Source organism: Pseudomonas sp. IT-P12, assembly GCF_949767465.1.
GTDB lineage: Bacteria > Pseudomonadota > Gammaproteobacteria > Pseudomonadales > Pseudomonadaceae > Aquipseudomonas.
This window is the reverse complement of record NZ_CATKPY010000011.1, coordinates 1,191,741-1,212,589: the sequence shown is the minus strand read 5'-3', so window position 1 is coordinate 1,212,589 and position 20,849 is coordinate 1,191,741. Positions and strand designations below refer to the sequence as shown.

Annotated in this window: 15 protein-coding genes; 3 read left to right on the top strand and 12 right to left on the bottom strand. The window is 62.4% G+C overall.

What is annotated here, in order from left to right; genetic code table 11:
• The first annotated feature begins 40 nt into the window (after positions 1-40).
• Complete coding sequence (locus tag ACM6IM_RS08550) at positions 41-4,801, top strand: RHS repeat domain-containing protein (RefSeq protein ID WP_414864818.1); 4,761 nt, start codon at positions 41-43, stop codon at positions 4,799-4,801.
• 62 nt (positions 4,802-4,863) lie between these two features.
• Here the strand turns inward: ACM6IM_RS08550 and ACM6IM_RS08545 are convergent, their stop codons facing one another.
• Complete coding sequence (locus ACM6IM_RS08545) at positions 4,864-5,499, bottom strand: response regulator (RefSeq protein ID WP_414864850.1); 636 nt, start codon at positions 5,497-5,499, stop codon at positions 4,864-4,866.
• A gap of 162 nt (positions 5,500-5,661) precedes the next feature.
• Complete coding sequence (locus ACM6IM_RS08540; RefSeq protein WP_201188756.1) at positions 5,662-5,946, bottom strand: LuxR family transcriptional regulator; 285 nt, start codon at positions 5,944-5,946, stop codon at positions 5,662-5,664.
• A gap of 464 nt (positions 5,947-6,410) precedes the next feature.
• Between ACM6IM_RS08540 and ACM6IM_RS08535 the strand changes: the two genes are divergently transcribed.
• Positions 6,411-7,598 carry a pyridoxal phosphate-dependent aminotransferase gene (locus tag ACM6IM_RS08535; RefSeq protein WP_414864817.1) on the top strand — a complete coding sequence of 396 codons (1,188 nt, stop codon included), beginning with the start codon at positions 6,411-6,413 and terminating at the stop codon, positions 7,596-7,598.
• Positions 7,599-7,714: 116 nt separating this feature from the next.
• On the opposite strand, the gene ACM6IM_RS08530 is transcribed toward ACM6IM_RS08535, so the two are convergent.
• From ACM6IM_RS08530 to ACM6IM_RS08485, 10 genes are all read right to left on the bottom strand, one after another.
• On the bottom strand, positions 7,715-8,692 hold the full coding sequence (locus ACM6IM_RS08530; RefSeq protein ID WP_414864816.1) for a 2-hydroxyacid dehydrogenase: 978 nt from the start codon (positions 8,690-8,692) through the stop codon (positions 7,715-7,717).
• Between the two features lie 18 nt (positions 8,693-8,710).
• A complete protein-coding gene (locus tag ACM6IM_RS08525; protein WP_414864815.1) occupies positions 8,711-10,003 on the bottom strand; it encodes an MFS transporter in 1,293 nt (430 codons plus the stop codon).
• A gap of 46 nt (positions 10,004-10,049) precedes the next feature.
• Entirely contained in the window at positions 10,050-11,084 is a 1,035-nt protein-coding gene (locus tag ACM6IM_RS08520) for a sugar kinase (RefSeq protein WP_414864814.1), read from the bottom strand.
• Complete coding sequence (locus ACM6IM_RS08515; protein ID WP_414864813.1) at positions 11,077-11,859, bottom strand: sugar phosphate isomerase/epimerase family protein; 783 nt, start codon at positions 11,857-11,859, stop codon at positions 11,077-11,079. The genes ACM6IM_RS08520 and ACM6IM_RS08515 overlap by 8 nt, the downstream gene beginning before the upstream one ends.
• Before the next feature lie 178 nt (positions 11,860-12,037).
• Positions 12,038-13,063, bottom strand: coding sequence for a LacI family DNA-binding transcriptional regulator (locus ACM6IM_RS08510; RefSeq protein WP_414864812.1), 1,026 nt, complete (start codon positions 13,061-13,063; stop codon positions 12,038-12,040).
• Between the two features lie 142 nt (positions 13,064-13,205).
• Positions 13,206-13,814: a LysE family translocator gene (locus ACM6IM_RS08505; protein WP_414864811.1), complete on the bottom strand. Its 609-nt coding sequence runs from the start codon at positions 13,812-13,814 to the stop codon at positions 13,206-13,208.
• A gap of 52 nt (positions 13,815-13,866) precedes the next feature.
• Entirely contained in the window at positions 13,867-14,706 is an 840-nt protein-coding gene (locus ACM6IM_RS08500; protein WP_414864810.1) for an AraC family ligand binding domain-containing protein, read from the bottom strand.
• A 76-nt stretch (positions 14,707-14,782) separates the two neighbouring features.
• The gene (locus ACM6IM_RS08495) at positions 14,783-15,424 is read right to left on the bottom strand and encodes a DUF1345 domain-containing protein (protein ID WP_414864809.1); all 642 of its coding nucleotides are present in this window, start codon (positions 15,422-15,424) and stop codon (positions 14,783-14,785) included.
• Positions 15,425-15,608: 184 nt separating this feature from the next.
• Entirely contained in the window at positions 15,609-18,707 is a 3,099-nt protein-coding gene (locus ACM6IM_RS08490) for a multidrug efflux RND transporter permease subunit (protein WP_414864808.1), read from the bottom strand.
• Positions 18,708-18,722: 15 nt separating this feature from the next.
• Entirely contained in the window at positions 18,723-19,880 is a 1,158-nt protein-coding gene (locus ACM6IM_RS08485; protein ID WP_414864807.1) for an efflux RND transporter periplasmic adaptor subunit, read from the bottom strand.
• A 266-nt stretch (positions 19,881-20,146) separates the two neighbouring features.
• Here ACM6IM_RS08485 and ACM6IM_RS08480 point away from each other — a divergent pair, with 266 nt between their 5' ends.
• Positions 20,147-20,848, top strand: coding sequence for a response regulator transcription factor (locus tag ACM6IM_RS08480; RefSeq protein ID WP_192308511.1), 702 nt, complete (start codon positions 20,147-20,149; stop codon positions 20,846-20,848).
• Position 20,849: the final 1 nt, after the last annotated feature.

Here is a 20,849-nt window from a genome sequence, read left to right as displayed (position 1 = left end):
CCGCCAACAACAGTGGTTATCCATTCCTGAGGAATACACCATGGCCGCCTCTACCGCCGTCCATTCCAGAGCCTTCGATTTTCTCAGTTACATTGAGTCCGGCGTCGATCCGCGTACCGGTCAATACACCCTCAATCTGACGCTGCCCGAGATCAAGGCCAATGATCTCAGTGGCCCGATCGCGCCCCTGACACTGGGTTTCAATCCGCTCAATATTACCAACAGCGGTTTTGGCATCGGCTGGGAGTTGCGCCTGTCGCAGTACGACGCCAGAAAACAGATCATCGCGTTGTCCACCGGCGAGACCTTCAAGGTTACCGGAGAAACCAGCGACAATCAGCTGGTCATGGCCGAGCAAAAAATCCCCAGCTTCCACTTCTATCGTGATGGGCCGACCCTTTATCGCGTGGTCCACAAGTCCGGGACCATCGAGATGCTTCGGCTCGAAGGCAACCTGGCGCTGCCCGAAACCGTCTACAGTCCCGAAGGTTTCAAGGTCAGCTTTGCGTATTTGCCCTTTGATACTGGTCTGCGCCGCTTGCACCAGGTGACCGACGGCCAAGGCGTTACCCTGCTGGAAATCAACCGACCTCCCAACTCACAAGTCATCGAGATTCTGCTGCGCCCCGACGGCAGTCCGGGCGGCGCGTTGGCCCGCTTCGAATTGAAGTTGCGCAACAGCGGGGCAGGTGAAGAAGTCTGTGAAGTGATCCTGCCGACCGAGGAGTTGGCCTCCTGGCGCCTCACCTACAAGATCCAGAATGGCCTGCTGTGCCTCATCGATGTCAAGACCCCCGTGGGCGGTCACGAAACCCTTGAATATGCGGGTACTGGCCATGCCTATCCAGGCTTCGTTCATCCGCCATTGCCCAGGGTATGGAAGCACATCATCGAGCCGGGTTTCAGCCAAGCGCCGATCGAGGTGCATTACGAATACGAGACTACCGAGCTGCCTGGAAGCAACAATTTTCTGGGCAACAACGACCAGACGATCAAATGGGACGACAACGGGCTGGACAACCTTTTCCAGGTCACAACCCGTTATCAGTACGCCACCACGGAACGGCACTATGACGGCGGCGTGGAGGTGCGTCGCATCGAACGCACGTTCAACCGTTTTCATCTGCTCACCGAAGAGAAAACCATCCAGGGTGACAACGTGCAGCAGGTCTTCACCCTTTACTACGCCGATGACAATCTCGACCTGCCGTTCGCCAATCAGCCCGCCCAGTGTCAACTGCCCAAAGAGGTCCGCACTCGCTGGGGACTCAAGGACGGCCCGTCACGCACGCAAACCGTGACCACGGCCTACGATTCCCATGGCAACCTGACCAAGCAGATAGAGGCCAATGGTGTATCGGAGGAATACGAATATTTCCCGGTCGCCGGTATCGTCGGTGAATGCCCGAAAGACCCGCAGGGGTTCGTGCGCAGTCTGCGCAGTAAAACCGTGACCCCCGCCACCAACCGCGAAACCGGTGCCCCGCAGTTGAGCACTCGTCACAAATACGCCTTGATGGACCCGGTCCAGGACAACGCCGCGCCGACCGGCCAGTGGCTGGCGATGACCGATGAGACGCTGTATGAGGTCGACGGCACGCAGGCCACCGAGTTGCAACACACCGCCTATATCACCTCCAATACGCCGACCAACGCCCTGCTGCACGGCCGCCGCGCGGAACAGTCGATCACGCTCAATGATCTGAGCACGACGACCGAGTATGCCTATAAAAAGCTGCCGAGTGCCTTTGCCGGTGAGACCATTCTGCAAACCGTCGAAACCCTCACCGGTTACGACCACGGCGTTGACGGCACCTTCACCAAAAAAGTCGTGACCCTGGAACACTCGCTGCTGCACGGCGAACCGCTGCTGGCCCGTGACGACAACGACGTGGAAATTCGCACCGCCTACGACGCCCTGCTGCGGGTCACCAGCGAAACCGTGGCACCTGAAACCGATTATCGAGCGACACGCAGTTACAGCTATTTCCTGACCAGTACCGCTGGCGAACAGGCGAGTCAGGAAACCACTGACGTCAAGGGTGTCAAGACCAAAACCTTGTTCGACGGTGTCAACCGCGTGGTGCAAGAGCAGCGCCAGGACAAGGACTTCCTCACCGGCGTTCCTGCCGAGGCATTTCGCGACACCTACCTGGCCGAATACGACGGCCTGGGGCAGTTGATCAAGGAAACCGAATATGACTGGTGCAGCGCCGCGCCGTCGGACGATCTGGTGCTGGTCAGCGAGTACCAGTACGACAACTGGGGCCAGCAGCGCAGCCTGAAGCGCCCCGATGGCGTTGAAGAACACGAAGTCACCGACCCGATCAAACAGACGGTCACCCAATGGATCACCGGACGGGCCAAGACCGTCACCACCAACAACCTGTTCGACAAGCCCGACAGCATCAGACGGTATAACCTGGCGGACGATCCTGCCGACCCTGAGGTCAAGCCGTACAGCGAACACCTCTACTACTACGACGGGCTGGGACGCACCGCACACGAGTTCGACGCTCTTATGCGCAAGACGGCCTATGTGTACGACCCTTTTGACCGGATGCTCAGGACGGTGCTGCCCGACGACGCACAGGTCGAGCGGCGATACGCGTTGCATTCCAGCGAAGATCTGCCGGTCTGGATCGGCGTACACGCCTACGGCAATGTGAAGGAGTTGGGGCAGCAGAGCTTCGATGGCCTTGATCGCATGACCCAATCGATCACGGGCGGTCGTGTGACCCGTTACAACTTTAAACAAGCAGAGTTGAAACCGTGCAAGGTTATCCGGCCATCGAAGGTCGAAGTCGACTACGTCTACGAGCCGGCGTTGGGCGAGGACCCGGTGAAACGCACCACCTCATCCACGGTCATTGCCGCGACCTATGACTACGACGAAAAAAACGCCCGCTTGAAAAGCAGCGAAGAAAGTGGGATCACGCTGTCGCGCGACTACTTCACCACCGGGGAAATAAAGACCGAAACCCGTCAGCAGGGTGGCGAGACGTTCACGATGCACTATGGCTACAGCCGTCAGGCACGTCTGTTGAAGTATGTCGACGTGCTCAATCAGGAACAGGTGTATGACTACAACAAAGCCACAGGACAACTGCTGAGTACACGCCTGGGTACCACGGTTTCCCGGTTTGGCTACAACCCCCAGGGCGAGATCGAGAGCATCGAGACCGCCGATGTCGGGCAGACGCTGAAAACGACCTTGAGCTATGACGACTATGGTCGTGAAAGTCTGCGGGTGTTCGATTTTGGCGGCGGGCTGACCCAGGAGTTGAGCCAGGCTTACGACGAAGTCGATAACCTGACCCGAAGCACGCTGAAGGAAGGTGCGACTGTTTTGCGCGATCAGACCTACGAGTACGATATCCGCGGACATCTGGAACTCTACGAGTGCAGCGGCACCCAGCAGCCCGTCGACCCCTACGGCAAGGCCATAGAGATGCAGCGGTTCATCTACGATGAGTTGAGTAATATCGAGGTGTGCGACACCTATTTTGCCGATGGACGTAATCGGGCGCGGTACAGCTACGACAACCAGGCCGATCCAACGCAGCTCACGGCGGTGACCAACGATCATGACGACTACCCGAGGAAGCTCACGCTTCCGTACGACGATAATGGGAACCTGAAGTGTGATGAAGAAGGGCGCGAGCTGTGTTACGACGACCTGGATCGTTTGATCAGTGTCAGCGGGGGGGATGATGGAGCCTCCAGGAGCTATGGCTATGATCCGCTGGACACGCTATCCAGCGAGAACGGTGGCAGCGGCGACCAGCATCGTTTTTACCAGAGCGGAGAGATCCACACCCTGAAACAAGGGGCGAACAGCAGCACCTTCGTTCACGCTGCCGGACTTGCGCTCGCCGAGCTCCAGGACGGTGCCGACCCAAAGTCCCTGTTGCTGGCCAGTGACCAGAAAAGCACTGTGCTGTGTGAGGCCAGTGAGGGGAGTCGTCAGGAGCAGAGCTACTCGCCTTACGGGTACTCCTTGGGGGGCGTGGGTGCGCTTGGGTTTAACGGTGAACTCCGTGAGGGGCACGCTGGCCAGTACATTCTTGGGAGCGGATATCGGGCCTATTCACCAACGTTGATGAGATGTTACGTAGGCGACAACATGAGCCCGTTCAGCAAGGGGGGAATTAACCCCTACATGTATTGCTTGGGCGACCCTGTGGGACTCATCGACGATACCGGGCATTTCTCCAAGCTAGGTCTGTTGGCGACGGTGCTCATGGAAAGCTCTGGTGTAGGTAGAGGAGCGAGAGCGGGTGCGAGCGCAGGAGCGAGCGCCGCCGCCGCTGGCTCACGTGCAGGAGCATCAGCAGCGTTCAATCCGAATCTCACCACCGTTACGTTTGATCCTGGCGATGTTCTCTCCGCATATACCATGACCACTTCAAATGCGGCGATGCCTTCCCGTACCGCGCAGTCGGCCGCATCCCGCGGTGTGAGCTTTGCGCCAACCAGCAGTTCAGCTAAGCCATCACCGACGAGCGCCCGGTCGGGATCCAATGCGGTATCTGCATCGAGGAACCAACCGCCTCTTGACCCTTCAGCACCACAGATAAAGACGCATAAAAAGGCGGCGCCTGTGCCGCAACCACAACCGGTCCCAAAACCGGCCCCACAACCCGTTTCACCCGAAAAATTTAAAAAAATGTCGTCAATAGTGAGGAATGACTACTTGTCACGGGGAGGCCTGGACCCGACCATCGGACGCGGACGATTCCATGGTGTCGCCCAGAGAAATGCGCTCGATTTGCGCCGTGATACGGGTCGACACAAATGACTGATAACTGATCGAAGCGAACCCACCCCATCGGTGGGTTCGCTTTTCCCCGGTGCCGACCTTCAGTCCTGTAACCCACTCAACCGCGCGAACTCCACCAAACCACCGTCGTGAACAAGCCCCAACTTGTCCATGGCGGTGCGCTTCTGCCGGCTGATGGTCTTTTCGCTGCGGTTCAATTGCGCGGCGATCTGTCTCCCGGAAAGACCCTGGACGAACAGCCGCACCACTTCCAGTTCCCGCTCTGAAAGGTTCACGGCGGGCGCTTCATACCTGGAGTAGGGCAGGCTTTGGGCCTCGATGATGCCGGCGAACGAAGGGCACAGGTGTTGTTGACCGTTGGCCACGCGGTTGACCGCGCGCAACAGTTCGCTCAATGGACTGCGCTTGTCGAACAAGCCGCTGACGCCCTTGTTGAGCAACGCTTGCAGCATCGACGGGTTGCGCAACATCGTCATGACGATCAGGGGAATGTGGGTGAAATGCCGTTTCAGGTAGCCCATCAAGGCCAGGCCGTCGGGAAACTTGCCGCAGGGCATTGAGTAGTCGCTGATCAGCAGGTCGCAGGGCGTGCGTACCAGATGGCGCATGAGTTCGTCGGCGTTGGTTGCCAAAGCGACCACAGAGAACGCTGGTCCACAAGCGCGCAGGGCCATTTCGACACCCTTCAGGACCACGGGGTGGTCGTCGGCCAGCATGATGCGCAATGTTTGGCCTGGGCGGTACCTGTGCGATACGGGCGTATCGTCACAGGCATCTTCGCGGGAGAGATCAATCAGTGGGGAATGAGGCGCTAGTTCATCAGGCATATTGGGTCTCGACAGGGTCAATGACGCGCTGACCGCTGAACAAAGACCGGTTCAAGTGGATTGAATCAAGCCCTGTTCCAGCGCCTTGGCCATGGCGGCCCAGCGCGATCTCACGCCGAATTTGCGGCGGATATTGCAAAAGTGGTAATTCACACCTGCCTCGCTGCATTCGCAGATCTTGGCGATCTCCCAGGACGACTTGCCTGCCACGCCCCACTGCAAGACTTCCTTTTCCCTGGCCGTCAGGGTGATCGTCTGGGGTTGCGGGTTTTCGTGGTGCTCGAAGTTGACCGGGGCTGGCGATGCTCGAAGTGATGCGGTAGTGGAGCGGTACATGAGCGAATCTCCCATTCATCATCATTGACGGCGTGGGCGCGGCGGATTGTTCCTACTGCTTCAAGGCGTGGTTCGCGCGACCGGCCTTCAACCGCTATCAGGCTGGAGGCACGATTCCCTTATATCCTTATTTTTTTGCCTTGGAACCTGTCACAAGTTACAGGTGGTTCACACTAGGTCGTCGTCAAAGAAAAGGCTGTCAGCCAAAATGATCAGCAGTTGTAGGAGGTTTCATCGCGCGCTTTGGGACCACAAGTCAGCGTTAATTTTTGATATGACGAGAAATTTATCTCCCCACCGCGCAGGAGCAGTAGAGCGGCTGCACACGGAAAAATGACCGGCTCGCGACATGTCGGGGTGCTTCGATAATTTCTCCGTCCGTCGATTTGCAGCACACGGCTGGCGCGCTCGAGAATTTCGGATAGGGTTGAGACAGGGACACACCGCGCAGCAAAGGAGCCACCATGCGCTACTCAGCCTTGACCCAACGTATCGCCGGCGAAGGCGCCGCCGCCTGGCGGATTCATGATCGAGCGCTGCAATTGCGCGAGCAGGGCGTCGATGTGTTGCTGCTGTCGATCGGTGATCCGGATTTCGATACGCCGCTGCCCATCGTTCATGCCGCCATCGACAGCCTGCTGGCCGGCGACACCCACTACCCGCCGGTGCTCGGCACGCCCGGCCTGCGCGACAGCATCGCCCGGCGTCACGGCCAGCGCAGCGGGCAAGCGGTGACGCCCGAGCAGGTGGTGGTGTTTCCCGGGGCGCAATGCGCGGTGTATTCGGTGGTGCAGTGTGTGCTCGACCCGGGCGATGAGGTAATCGTGGCCGAGCCGATGTACGTCACCTATGAGGGCGTGTTCGGTGCCGTCGGCGCGAAGGTTTTGCCGGTGGCGGTGCGTTCGCACAATGGCTTTCGCGTGGACCCGGCGGACGTCGCAGCGCTGATCACGCCGAAAACCCGCGCCATCCTGCTTAACAGCCCGAACAATCCATCCGGTGCCAGTCTGCCCCTGCTGGTATGGCAGGAACTGGCTTCGCTGTGCGTGCGTCACGACCTGTGGCTGATCAGCGACGAGGTCTACAGCGAGCTGCTTTACGAGGGCGAGCACATTAGCCCTGCAAGCCTGCCCGGCATGGCCGAGCGCACGGCGACCATCAACAGCCTGTCCAAGTCCCATGCCATGAGCGGCTGGCGGGTTGGCTGGGTGGTTGGGCCTAGGCGCCTGGCCGATCACCTGGAGCATTTGTCGTTGTGCATGTTGTTCGGCATTCCCGAGTTTATCCAGAACGCGGCGCAGTTGGCGCTGGACCAGGAGCTGCCGCAGGTGGCGATGATGCGCGAGGCGTATCGCCAGCGCCGGGATCTGGTGTGCGCCAGTCTGGGCGCCTGCCCTGGCTTGCGGGTGATTCGCCCGGATGGCGGCATGTTCGTGATGGTCGATGTGCGGCAGACCGGCTGGTCGGCGCAGCACTTTGCCGAACGCTTGCTGGAAGGTTATGGGGTGTCGGTGCTGGCCGGCGAAGCCTTCGGACCGAGTGCGGCGGGGCATATCCGCCTGGGGCTGGTGGTCGATCTGCCGCAACTGGCGGATGCCTGTCGGCGGATTGCGCTGTGCACGATGGACAGGCTGGAGGCGCGGCGGGCCTGAAAGGTTTGTATCGTCTGTGAAGCCCTCATCGCGAGCAGGCTCGCTCCCACAAGTGCGGCGCCGTCCCTGTGGGAGCGAGCCTGCTCGCGATAGGGCCCCCAAAGACGCCATTATCCTCAGGTGTTCCACACCTGTGGATTCACCAGATTCTTCGGCCGCTCGCCCGCCAGCGCCGCCCGCAGATTCTCTACGGCACAGGCTGCCATCGCCTCCCGCGTCTCATGGGTCGCCGAGCCGATATGCGGGGTTGCCACCACATTGTCCAGCCGCAGCAACGGCGAGTCCGCATCCAGCGGCTCGCGCTCGAACACATCCAGCCCCGCTGCGCGAATCTGTCCTGAACGCAACGCCTCGATCATCGCCGCTTCATCCACGACCTTGCCCCGGGAAATGTTGATGAAGATGGTTTGCGGGCGCATCAAGGCGAACTGTTCGGCGCCGATCAGCCCCTCGGTATGCGCCGTCAGCGGTAGCGTCAGGCAAACGAAGTCGGCCTGCTGCAACAGGTCGGGCAGGCTGCGGTATTGCGCATTGAAGCGTTGTTCCACCGCCGGTTTCGGCGATTGGCTGTGGTAGATCACCGGCATGCCGAAGCCGAAATGCCCGCGCTGGGCCACCGCCTCGCCAATGCGCCCCATGCCGATGATGCCCAGGGTCTTGCCGTGCACATCGGTGCCGAACTGCGCGGGGCCGACGTTGCTTGTCCATTGGCCGTTGCGGACCACATTCGCCAGTTCGACGACGCGTCGGGCGGTGGCCAGGATCAATGCAAAACCGGTGTCGGCGGTGGTTTCGGTGAGCACGTCCGGGGTGTTGCTGAGCAGGATGCGCCGCTCGGTCAGGTAGTCGATGTCGTAGTTGTCGACGCCCACCGAGACGCTGGCGATGGCTTGCAGATGGGGCGCCAGGTCGAGCAGCCCGGCATCCAGTTTCAGGCTGGCGCCGAGCAACCCGTGGGCGCGGGGCAGGGCTGCGCGCAGTTGCGCCAGGCCATCGGCATCGAGCTTGTCGATCAGGGTCACCTCGGCCTGCGCCTGCAGGCGGGCCATCAAATACGGCGAGAGTTTCTTGTACAGCACAACCTGCTTTTTCATCGTCAGCCTCTGTTCAATTCAAGGGTGGGCGGGGCGGTTCAGGGCGATCGAGGGACGCTCGCGATCACTGGCGCCGGGCTTGAGGGCAATGGTCAGCAGCACCGAGATCATCAGCGCGCCGCTCATCAACAGGTACGAAGCCCCTGGCGAACCGGTGGCGCTGTTCAGGTAACCGACCAGGTAGGAGCCGCCGAACGACCCCAGCGCGCCCATGCTGTTGATCAGCGCCATGGCGCCGCCCGCCACGTTGGCCGGAAGGATTTCCGGGATGATGGCGAAGAAAGGCCCGTAAGGTGCGTACATGCAGGCGCCGGCGATCACCAGCAGCGTGTAGGACCACCAGAAGTGTTCGGCGCCCAGCGCGTAGGAGCCGTAGAACGCAATCGAAGCGATCAGCAGCGGCGGCCAGACGAAGCGTTTGCGCTTCTGAAATTTGTCCGACCCCCAGGACACCAGCAGCATGCCGATCACCGCCGCCAGGTAGGGCAGTGCCGACAGCCAGCCGGCCTCGACCATGTCCATTTGCGCACCGGCCTTGAGGATCGACGGCAACCACAGCACGAAGCCATAGACGCCAATGCTCCAGCAGAAAAACTGCAGCGCCAGGAGGATCACTTTCGGCGAGCGGAAGGCTTCGGCGTAGTTCTTCACCGCCTTGATGCCGACCTGCTCGGCGGCCAGTGCGCTTTCCAGGTCGTGCTTTTCGGCGTCGCTCAGCCACTTGGCCTGGGACGGACGGTCATCGGCCAGACGCCACCAGATAAACGCCCAGAGCACCGCCGGCAGGCCTTCAATGATGAACATCCAGCGCCAGCTGTAATGCTGCACCAGGTAGCCCGACACCACCGACATCCAGAGCATGGTCACCGGGTTGCCGAGGATCAGGAAGGTATTGGCCCGCGAGCGTTCGGCGCGGGTGAACCAGTGGCACAGGTAGATCAGCATCGCCGGCATCACCGCCGCCTCGACCACGCCGAGCATGAAGCGGATGACGATCAGCCAATAGGCATTGGAGACGATCCCGGTCAGGGTCGCCAGGCTGCCCCAGAGGATCAGGCTGACGAAGATCAGCTTCTTCACGCTGTGCTTTTGCGCATAGATCGCGCCGGGCACCTGGAAGAAAAAGTAGCCGAGGAAGAACAGCGCGCCGAGCATCGACGACAGACCAGGGGTGATCATCAGGTCGGCGGCCATGCCGGAGGCGGCGGCGAAACCGTAGTTGGCGCGGTCCAGGTACGCCAGGCTGTAGGTGATGAACACGATGGGCATGATGTACCACCAGCGGCGGGTGGCGAGGGTTGCGGTTTTCATCAGTGGTGCTCCTGAGCTTGTTGTTTTTGTCGCAGCAGGTAACGGTTTAAATCTCGAGTGACGGGGCGGGCTCCATCGCGAGCAGGCTGGCTCCCACAAGCGCGGCGCCGTCCCTGTGGGAGCGAGCCTGCTCGCGACAGGCGGCCTCGAATTCGACCGACATTTCAGTCCGGGTCGGCAATCCCTCCATGTCCCCCCGACTCTGCACCGCCCGGCTGCCCACCCAGTTGGCGCGCTTCACGGCGTCGGCGAAGCTGTGGTGTTCCAGGAGGGCACTGATCAGGCCCACGGCAAAACCGTCACCGGCGCCCACGGTGTCGACCACGGTGTGCACCGGCACCCCGGCAACGAACTCTTGATCCTGCTGGGTGCGGTAATACGCGCCGTGCGGCCCGAGTTTGATCGCCACGGCTTCAACGCCCTGATCAAGGTAGAACGCGGCAATGTCGGCCGGGTCGTCGTAGCCGGTCAGCAGGCGACCCTCGCTCAGCCCCGGCAGCACCCAGTGGGCGAGGGCGGCGAGGCGGTTGATTTCGCCGATCATCTGCTGTTCGCTGGCCCACAGGCTCGGGCGCAGGTTCGGGTCGAAGGACACACTTCGTCCGGCCTCGCGCATGCGGGTCATCAATTCGAATGACAACTGCCGTGCGCTGTCCGACAGCGCCGGGGGAATGCCGGTGGCGTGCAGGTGCCGGGCGCTGAGCAAATCAGGCGCAATCGAGGCCAGCGCCAGATGGCTGGCCGCCGAGCCACGACGAAAGTACTCGACCTGCGGGTCATCACCGTCATCGGTGCGCGACTTGAACTGGAAGCCGGTCGGATGCGCGGCGTCGACCGCGACATGGCGGCAATCCAGGCCTTCCTTCTGCAGCGTGTCGACGACGAACCGACCGAGGGAATCGGCGCCCACCCGGCTCAGCCACGCCACCTTGAAGCCCAGGCGTGACAAACCGATGGCGACGTTGCTGTCGGCCCCGGCGATGCGCTTGTGGAAGTGGTCGACCTGGGCCAGGTCGCCATTGTGGTCGGCCACGAACATCGCCATGGTTTCGCCGAACGAGAGGATATCGAACTCAGGCATGAGCGTTCTCCAGACGGGTGTGACCGAGGCGGGCCAGGTCACTGACGTGTGCACGGGTGAGCTGCAGCAAGTCCTCACCCTGCAATGGATATTCCGCAGCGCGCATCACGCCTTGGGCCATGTGCCGCAGCAGTTGTTCCCACAGGTGCAGGTCGCTGACCGCAGGCGGAATGGCCACCAGCTTGCCGTCGGCACGGCGCGAGACAGCCTTGCAGTGCACGTAGCCGACGTAACGGCCGAGCAGGCGCGCGGCGCTGCTGGCGGACTGGTCCTGCCAGTGCCAGTTGCCGATGTCGAAGGTCATGCTGATCGGCAGCGCGTGTTGTTCGACCGCCGCGAAAAAACGCTGGAACGGTTCGATGCGACCACCGTGCAGGGTCTGGTCGTTTTCCACCAGCAACTGCACCGGGCTGTCTCTCAAGACCTGGGCGAGCGCTTGCAGGTCGTTGTTGTCGGTGAAATAGCCCAGCGAGACTTTCAGCCATTGGCTACCGAAGGCCTGGGCGCGTTGCAGGGCGGTCATCAATTCTGGATTGGGTTTCGACTGACCGGCCAGCCACAGTTCCATGGGCGACGAGTAGATGCTTTGCAGACCCTGTGCCCGGGTGGCGCTGGCCAGTTGCTCGGGGTCTTCACGGGTCAGCAGTTCTTCGCGCCATTCGATGCGGTCGGCACCGGCGGCGGACAGTATGTCGATGAAACTGCCTTGGCCGCGCTGGCGCACAAGGTCGGCGCCGTAACTGGAAAGGCTGATGGCAACGGGTGGTTTGTTCATTGTTTTTCTACCTCTGAAACCGGTTTCATTTTTGTTCAAAAAAAATACAGGAGGGTGTGGCGGTGTTCTTCAGGTCCTCATCGCGAGCAGGCTCGCTCCCACAGGGGGCCTGTGTTCACATGTCCCTTGTGGGAGCGAGCCGGCTCCGGGCGGCGTTCCGACGATGGCGCCCTCACATTCACCGAAGATTCCCCAGAGTCGACCCTCTAACCACCAACCGCGCCGCAAAGTCCATGGTCCTGGCCGGCCCGTCATCGCCGCGCAGCCTCCTGAGCAAACACTCGAACGCCTGGGCGCCCATATCCGCTGTCGGCTGCGCCAACGCGGTAATCCCGCTGCCCACCAACGGATACCAATCCAGATCATCCAGGGCAATCAGGCCGACTTCTTCGAACAGGTTGCAATTCAAGTCACGCAAGGCCTGAGTACTCGCCAGCGCGGCCACGCCGTTGGCACAGAACAACGCTTTGGGCCCGGCGCCGGTGGTGGACAGAAAGTGCTTGAGGTTGAATGCAAGGTCGCTTCCCGTTTCGCTCAGCGCGCCACGCAGGACCGGGCGCTGGGCGATCCCCGACTTGAAACTGCTGACCCGCTCGATCCGCGAGCTGGTGCCGTCGAAGGGTTCGGTGACCAGCAGCACATCCCGGTAGCCGCGCTCCTCGAGATGGCTGAGCGCAAGTTCCACTGCGGCCGGGTTGTCCAGCCCGACGAGGTCGCTGTCCAGGTGTTCGACCTTGCGGTCCACCAGCACCATTGGCATTTCGCGATGCAATTCGTGCAACTCGTCGCGGTGATGACCCAGGGTGTTCACGATCAGGCCTTCGATGTTGTACGAGCGCAGCAGCGCCAGGTGCTGGCGTTCCTGTTCGTCATCGCGGTCGGTGTTGCACACCACCAGGCTGTAGCCGTGCTGACGGCAGGCGGTTTCCACCCCGTGCATCACGGCAATTGAATAAGGGTTGCGGATGTCGGCCACCAGCATGCCGATCAGGCGGGTGCGCCCGCGTTTCAGGCCACGGGCCATCTGGTTCGGACGGTAGCCCAATTCGGCAATGGCCTGCTCGATGCGCAAGGCGGTGGCTTCGGAGAGCAGGGCGCGGTCGTCGCCGATGAAACGCGAGACGCTGGCCTTGGACACCCTGGCGTGTTCGGCGACATCGAGCATGGTGACGCGGCTGCGCTGGGCGGCGGAAAAATCGTTCACGGGCTGAAACCTTGTTCTTGGATTTATGGGGTTTGCAAGCAATGTGAGGTTGCACTGAAACCGGTTTCAGAAGACACCAGAAGAGGATTGGCCGTCAAGCCCCCGCTTGCACATTGTCAGACAATGACCGACGAGTGGGCGCTCACGCCAGCACGCTCAACCACGTCGAACCGAGCAGCAACAGGGCCATGCAACGGTTGAAGCGCTGCACGGCGCGGGGTGAACGCAACCAGCGCACGGAGCCCGCGCCGAGCAGCGCCCAGACCCCGAGGCACGGCAGGGCAATCAGGAAGAACGCCAGCGACAGGTACAGCACGTGACTCATGCGCTGTTCGCCGCCAACGGCAAACACACTGACCACCGCCAACGCCATCATCCAGGTTTTCGGGTTGATCAGTTGCAGGCCCGCCGCGCCGACCAGACCCAGTCGGCCGTTGGGATCCTGGGCATCCAGCGCCTCGGCGGGCGCGCTGAAAATCTGCCAGGACAGGTAACTCAGCCAGGCCACGCCCATCCACTGCATCGCGGTTTGCACGGCGGGCCAGGCGGTCAGCGAGGAACCGGCACCGGTGCCGACCAGCAGGACGATGGTCGCGGCGCTGGCGCAGGCACCGAAAATGATCGGCACGGCTGCGGCCAGGCCGTAGCGGGCACTGTTGCTCAACACCAGAATGTTGGTCGGGCCCGGTGTGATCGAAGCCACGAAAGCAAACAACAGAAAGGGCAGGAACGTCGGGAAGGTAGCGAACATCGTGGGTCACTCCGGTGAAGATCTGTGTAGTCGATCTTCACAAGCCCAGGGTTCAACTGTCTGGAAGATTTGAGCAGCGTTTGCGGTACAGCGCCGGCGTCAGGCCGTAGGCACGGACAAACCAGCGACCCAGGTGACTCTGGTCGGCGAAGCCCAGGGCCATGGCCACCGTTGCCGGTTGCTCGCCACGGGCCAGTAACCGGCGCGCGGTGGCCAGGCGCAATTGCACCAGATAGGCATGCGGCGCGATGCCGAAGGCGGCCTTGAAGGCGCGGGTCAGGCGAAAGCGATCCACCCCGGTTGCCAGTGCAAGCTGGTCGAGGCCGATGTCTTCGTGGGCATGGGCATGCAGGTACTCCCGGGCCTTCTGCGCCACCAGGGGCAGGCGCGGGTCTTCGCCATAGCGGGTGCGCCAGTGCAGGTGGGTGGTGAGGCGCTCGAGCAATCCATCGAGGGCGGTCTGGCGCACGATCTTCAGCTCGCCGTGGTGCAGAGTTGCAAAGGCCAGCGTGGTGGCCCGGGCCAGTGCGTCGTCGGTGGTCAGGGTGTGGGCGAAACCCAGTTCGCCATGGTCGGGCGCCTTGTCGAACATCGTGCTGATTTCCCGGGTCAGCCACTGCGGATCGAGGTACAGCATGCGGTAGGTGAAGCCGTCGGCGGTGGGGGCCTCACCGTCATGAATGTCGCCCGGCTCGAGCAGGAACACTTTGCCCGGCGTGCTCTGGTGCCTGGCCCGGCGACAGTTGAACTGCTGGACCCCTTGCTCGGTGACGCCCACCAGGTAGCTGTCGTGCCAGTGCGGATCGTAGGCGTGCCCTTCGAAATGCGCGCGCAGGGTCTCGATGCCGGTGTCGGCGTCCTGGGCCAGGTCGATCCAGTTGTGACTCGTCATGCTGCACCTGTGAGACGGATTGCCGGGTTATTTAACGCCCGTGGCGCCGGCGATGCCTAGAACGTTTGTGCAGGTTTCAATTGAACAGCCCGGCAGCAATGTTGATCGAAAAACCGAGAATCGCCGTGTTGAACAGAAACCCGATCAACGATTGCGCCAGCACGATCTTGCGCAGGTCCCGCGTTGCCACGCCGACGTCGGAGGTCTGCACCGCCACGCCGATGGTGAACGAGAAGTACAGGAAGTCCCAATAATTGGGGGTGGTCAAGCCTTCGGCAAAACGCAGGGCCGGGTCCTTGCCGTTCCAGGTGTAGAACAGGCGGGCGTAATGCACGCTGAAAATCACCCCGATCAGCAGCCAGGAACCGATGACGGTCAGCGCGGTGAAACCGTAATGCAGCAGCTTGCTGGCGTTTTCCAGGTCCTTGCTGCCGGCCAGTTCGAAAGTGATGGTCGCCAGGCTGGCTATCGCGGCGATGCACACCACCAGCAACACCAGCCCGGCGTTCTCGTCTTCGATCTCGGCGATGCGCTTCACGTCCGGAGCCTTGGCGCGGGCGGCGAGCCAGAGCATCAGCACCAGATAGGTCCAGACCCCGGCGTTCCAGCCGATCAGGATTTTGCTGATGATCGAATCGGATGGCGCCAGAATGCCCACCGCGACGCCAAAGGTGGCGGCGGCGGACAGGCGCGGGTGGGTGCGGGCGAGGAAGGGCATGGAGGCTCGATGATCGGGGCTGTGTAGACACCTTAGCCCAGCGAGGTCATGGATGACCACAATCCCTCTGTGGGAGCGAGCCTGCTCGCGATGGCTAAAAGAACGCCACGGGGTGTCAGGTGCCCGGTGTCATCGTTCACGCCCATCGCGAGCAGGCTCGCTCGCACAATGGAAGGGGATGGCGTCAGGGGTTTTCATGACCCCTGCGCACCAATTTCATCACCACCACAAAAAACACCGGCACGAACACCACCGCCAGGGTCGCCGTGATCATCCCGCCGATCACCCCGGTGCCGATGGCCTGTTGGCTTGCCGAGCTGGCGCCCGTGGCGATGGCCAGCGGGACCACGCCGAGGATGAAGGCCAGGGAGGTCATGACGATGGGACGCAGGCGCAGGCGCGCCGCCTGCAAGGTGGCGTCGATCAGGTCGTGGCCGTCGTCGTACAGGCTCTTGGCGAACTCGATGATCAGGATCGCGTTCTTCGCCGACAGGCCGATGATGGTGATCAGCCCGACCTTGAAGAACACGTCGTTGGGCATGCTGCGCAGGGTCACCGCCAACACGGCGCCGAGCACGCCGAGGGGCACCACCAGCAGCACCGAGGTCGGGATCGACCAGCTCTCGTACAGCGCCGCCAGGCACAGGAACACGATCAATAACGACAACCCCAGCAGGATCGGCGCCTGACTGCCCGACAGCCGTTCCTGCAACGACAACCCGGTCCATTCCTGGCCCAGGCCGGCGGGGCCCAGTGCGACCAGGCGTTCGATTTCTGCCATGGCTTCACCGGTGCTGTGCCCCGGTTTGGGTTCACCGGAAATACTGATCGCCGGGTAGCCGTTGTAGCGGGTCAATTGCGCCGGGCCCTGGGTCCATCTGGCCTGGACGAATGCGGACAGCGGCACCATGTTGCCGCTGCTGTTGCGCACATGCATCTTCAGCAGGTCGGCGACCTGGCTGCGTTGATCGCCTTCCGCCTGCACCACCACCCGTTGCATCCGTCCCTGGTTGGGGAAGTCGTTGATGTAGGCCGACCCGACCGCCGTGGACAGCACGCCGCCGATGTCGGCAAAGGAAACCCCCAGCGCATTGGCCTGCTTGCGGTCGACGATCAGTTGCACCTGCGGCGCTTCGGCCAGGGCGCTCTCGCGCACGTTCATCAGGATCGGGCTTTTTTCGGCGGCGGCCAGCAACTCGGTGCGCGCCTGCATCAACGTGGCATGGCCGAGGCCACCGCGGTCCTGCAAGCGGAACTCGAAGCCGCTGGAGGTGCCGAGGCCGTCCACCGGCGGCGGCAGGACCGAGAACGCCATGGCGTCCTTGATCTGGCTCAGGGCGATGTTGGCGCGGTCGGCGATCGAACTGGCGGTGTCGTCGCTGCCGCGCTCCGACCAGTCCTTGAGCGTGGTGAAGGCCAGGGCGGCGTTCTGCCCGCTGCCGGAGAAGCTGAAACCGAGGATCACCGTACTGTCGCCCACGCCGGGTTCGGTGGCGTTGTGCGCTTCGATCTGTTCGACCACCTGCACCGTGCGGTTCTTGCTGGCGCCGGGCGGCAGCTGAATGTCGGTGATGGTGTAGCCCTGGTCTTCCACCGGCAGGAACGAGGAGGGCAGGCGACTGAAACACAGGCCCAGACCCACCAGCAGCACGCCATAGATCAACAGGTAGCGGCCGCTGCGTTTCAGCGCATAGGCCACCCAGCCCTGATAACGCTCGGTCAGTTGCTCGAAGCGGCGGTTGAACCAGCCGAAGAAACCACGCTTTTCGTGGTGCTCGCCCTTGGCAATCGGCTTGAGCAGCGTGGCGCACAGCGCCGGGGTCAGGGTCAGCGCGAGGAACGCCGAGAACAGGATCGAGGTGGCCATGGACAACGAGAACTGCCGGTAGATCACCCCCACCGAACCCTGCATGAACGCCATCGGAATGAACACCGCCACCAGCACCAGGGTGATGCCGACGATCGCGCCGGTGATCTGCTGCATCGCCTTGCGTGTCGCCTCCTTCGGCGACAGGCCTTCGCTGACCATGATCCGCTCGACGTTCTCGACGACCACGATGGCGTCGTCCACCAGGATGCCGATGGCCAGCACCATGCCGAACATGGTCAGCACGTTGATCGAGTACCCCAGCGCGAGCATGGTGGCGAAGGTGCCCATCAGCGCCACCGGCACCACCAGGGTCGGGATCAGCGTGTAGCGGATGTTCTGCAAGAACAGGAACATCACCGCGAACACCAGCGCCATGGCTTCCAGCAGGGTGTAGACCACCTTGGTGATCGAGACCTTGACGAAAGGCGAGGTGTCGTACGGGATCTTGTATTCGACGTTGGCCGGGAAGTAGCGCGACAGCTCATCCATCTTCGCCCGCACCAGGGTGGCGGTGTTCAAGGCGTTGGCCGAGGGCGACAATTGCACGGCGACCGCAGTGGACGGCTTGCCGTTCAGGCGCGTGCCGAACTGATACTCCTGGCTGCCGATCTCGACCCGTGCCACATCGCCGATGCGCACCGTGGAGCCGTCGGGGTTGGCCTTGAGCACGATGTCGGCAAATTCCTCCGGGGTCGACAGCTGACCCTTGACCAGAATCGTCGCGGTGATTTCCTGAGTGGTGCGGGTCGGCAGATCGCCGATGCTGCCCGCGGAGACCTGAGCGTTCTGCGCCACGATGGCGGCGTTGACGTCCGCCGGGGTCAGGTTGAAGGCGAGCAGTTTCTGCGGGTCGATCCAGATCCGCATCGCCCGCTCGGCGCCGTAGAGCTGGGCCTTGCCGACACCGTCCAGGCGCTTGATCTCGTTCATCACGTTACGCGCCAGGTAATCGCTGAGCGCCACGTCGTCGAGCTTGCCGTCGGTGGAGGTCAGGGTGATCAGCAGCAGGAAGCCGGCGGAGACTTTCTCGACCTGCAGACCTTGCTGGTTGACCGCTTGCGGCAGGCGCGATTCGACGACCTTCAGGCGGTTCTGCACATCGACCTGCGCCATTTCCGGGTTCGTGCCCGGTTGGAAGGTGGCCTTGATCGTGGCGCTGCCCAGGCTGCTCTGGGACTCGAAATACAGCAGGTGATCGGCGCCGTTGAGTTCTTCCTCGATCAGGCTGACCACGCTCTCGTCCACGGTCTGTGCCGAAGCGCCGGGGTACACGGCATAGATTTCGATTTGCGGTGGTGCGACGTCGGGGTACTGCGCCACCGGCAATTGCGGAATGGCCAGGGCGCCGGCCAGCAGGATGAACAGGGCAACCACCCAAGCGAACACCGGGCGGTCGATAAAGAACTGCGGCATGGAAAAGCGTCCTGCTTACTGGCCAGTGGCCTGGGCGAGTGGAAGAGCGGTGTTGTCGATCTGGACTTTCTCGCCCGGCTTGGCGTGTTGCAGGCCTTCGATGACGATGCGGTCCCCGGGCTTGAGGCCGGCGGTCACGATCCAGCGATCGTTTTGCACGGCACCCAGTTCGACCGGTTGCTGGCCGACCCGTTGCTCGGCGTCGAGCAGCAGCACCTGGGCAATCCCGGCACTGTCGCGCTGCACGGCCCGCTGCGGCACGCTGATGCCTTGCTGGTTCACCGCCTGTTCCAGGCGTACCCGGACAAAACTGCCGGGCAGCAGGTCGAGGTCCGGGTTGGGAAACTCGCTGCGCAGGACGATCTGGCCAGTGCCCGGGTCGACGGTGATGTCGGTGAACAGCAGTTTGCCCGGCAACGGGTAAAGGCTGCCGTCATCCTCGATCAGCGTGGCTTTGGCCTCCCCCTGGCCGACGGCTTGCAACTGCCCGGAGCGGAAGGCGCGGCGCAGGTCGTTGAGCTCGCGGGTCGACTGGGTGAGGTCGGCATGGATCGGGTTCAGTTGCTGGATCAGGGCCAACGGCGTGGTTTCGTTCTGCCCCACCAGCGCGCCTTCGGTGACCAACGCGCGGCCGATGCGCCCGGAAATCGGTGCGGTGACGGTGGCGTAGCCGAGGTTGAGTCGGGCCCGGTCCACGGCGGCTTTTTTGGCGGCGACTTCGGCTGCGGTCTGCCGCGAGGCGGCGCGGGCGTTGTCGTAATCCTGGGCGCTGATGGCGTTGCCTTCGGTCAGTTGGGCGTAGCGCTGCTCTTGCAGTCGCGCCTGGAACGCGTTGGCCTCGGCCTTGCGCAGGTCCGCTTCGGCGCTGTCCAGGTCAGCCTTGAAAGGGGCCGGGTCGATGCGAAACAGCACGTCGCCCTTGTTCACATCGCTGCCTTCGCGGAACACCCGTTGCAGGACCACGCCGGCGACCCGCGCGCGGACTTCGGCGATCCGCGGTGCGGCGATCCGTCCACTCAACTCGCTGGTGATCGACAGCGGTCGGGCTTCGAGGGTCTCGATGCGCACGGTGGCCAATGGCGTGGCTTGCTCGGCGGTCGATGCCCGGTCGCATGCGCCCAGGGTCAAGGCCACGGCCAGCAGGCCGAGCTTGGCAAGCAGGTTCTTTGACATGGAAATACCCCATTGATGAACCCCGCATCCTACGGGGAGCCTGCGAGGTTAGCGGTGAAGCTTTGTAGGTGCTGTGTGAAATTGTGTAAGGGTTTTGCTCAGGAGCGGGTGAGGGCGTATATCCTTCACAGCCTGGAATTTATTGCGCCCTTGCGGTCGCTATCGCGAGCAGGCTCGCTCCCACAGTGGATTTGCGATCCCTTGTGGGAGTGAGCCTGCTCGCGATGGCGGTCTCACCGACGCCACAGCACTCTCTGGAAACACCCATGCCCAACATTCTCCTGGTCGAAGACGACAGCGCGCTGTCCGAACTGATTGCCAGCTACCTGGAACGCAACGGTTACAGCGTCAGCGTCATCAGCCGTGGCGACGCTGTGCGCGAGCGGGCGCGGGTCAGTCCACCGGACCTGGTGATCCTCGACCTGATGTTGCCGGGGCTCGACGGCTTGCAGGTGTGTCGCCTGCTGCGGGCCGATTCCGCGACGCTGCCGATCCTGATGCTCACCGCCCGCGATGACAGCCACGATCAGGTGCTGGGCCTGGAAATGGGGGCCGACGACTACGTCACCAAACCCTGCGAGCCCCGCGTGTTGCTGGCCCGTGTGCGCACCTTGTTGCGCCGCAGCAGCCTCAGCGAGCCGCAGACCGCCAACGACCGCATCCTGATGGGCAACCTGTGCATCGACCTGTCGGAGCGCACCGTGACCTGGCGCGGACAACTGGTGGAGTTGTCCAGCGGTGAATACAACCTGCTGGTGGTGCTGGCCCGGCATGCCGGCGAAGTGCTGAGCCGCGACCAGATCCTGCAACGCCTGCGCGGCATCGAATTCAACGGCACCGACCGCTCGGTGGACGTGGCGATCTCCAAGCTGCGGCGCAAGTTCGACGACCACGCCGGCGAAGCACGCAAGATCAAGACGGTGTGGGGCAAAGGCTACCTGTTCAGCCGATCCGAATGGGAATGCTGAA

Bases quoted from the DNA above. Each gene is read 5' to 3' on its own strand.
- ACM6IM_RS08485 (WP_414864807.1), bottom strand. From the start codon at position 19,880: ATGTCAAAGAACCTGCTTGCCAAGCTCGGCCTGCTGGCCGTGGCCTTG.
- ACM6IM_RS08515 (WP_414864813.1), bottom strand. From the start codon at position 11,859: ATGAACAAACCACCCGTTGCCATCAGCCTTTCCAGTTACGGCGCCGAC.
- ACM6IM_RS08525 (WP_414864815.1), bottom strand. From the start codon at position 10,003: ATGAAAACCGCAACCCTCGCCACCCGCCGCTGGTGGTACATCATGCCC.
- ACM6IM_RS08520 (WP_414864814.1), bottom strand. From the start codon at position 11,084: ATGCCTGAGTTCGATATCCTCTCGTTCGGCGAAACCATGGCGATGTTC.
- ACM6IM_RS08535 (WP_414864817.1), top strand. From the start codon at position 6,411: ATGCGCTACTCAGCCTTGACCCAACGTATCGCCGGCGAAGGCGCCGCC.
- ACM6IM_RS08480 (WP_192308511.1), top strand. From the start codon at position 20,147: ATGCCCAACATTCTCCTGGTCGAAGACGACAGCGCGCTGTCCGAACTG.
- ACM6IM_RS08550 (WP_414864818.1), top strand. From the start codon at position 41: ATGGCCGCCTCTACCGCCGTCCATTCCAGAGCCTTCGATTTTCTCAGT.
- ACM6IM_RS08540 (WP_201188756.1), bottom strand. From the start codon at position 5,946: ATGTACCGCTCCACTACCGCATCACTTCGAGCATCGCCAGCCCCGGTC.
- ACM6IM_RS08545 (WP_414864850.1), bottom strand. From the start codon at position 5,499: ATGCTGGCCGACGACCACCCCGTGGTCCTGAAGGGTGTCGAAATGGCC.
- ACM6IM_RS08495 (WP_414864809.1), bottom strand. From the start codon at position 15,424: ATGCCCTTCCTCGCCCGCACCCACCCGCGCCTGTCCGCCGCCGCCACC.
- ACM6IM_RS08490 (WP_414864808.1), bottom strand. From the start codon at position 18,707: ATGCCGCAGTTCTTTATCGACCGCCCGGTGTTCGCTTGGGTGGTTGCC.
- ACM6IM_RS08500 (WP_414864810.1), bottom strand. From the start codon at position 14,706: ATGACGAGTCACAACTGGATCGACCTGGCCCAGGACGCCGACACCGGC.
- ACM6IM_RS08505 (WP_414864811.1), bottom strand. From the start codon at position 13,814: ATGTTCGCTACCTTCCCGACGTTCCTGCCCTTTCTGTTGTTTGCTTTC.
- ACM6IM_RS08530 (WP_414864816.1), bottom strand. From the start codon at position 8,692: ATGAAAAAGCAGGTTGTGCTGTACAAGAAACTCTCGCCGTATTTGATG.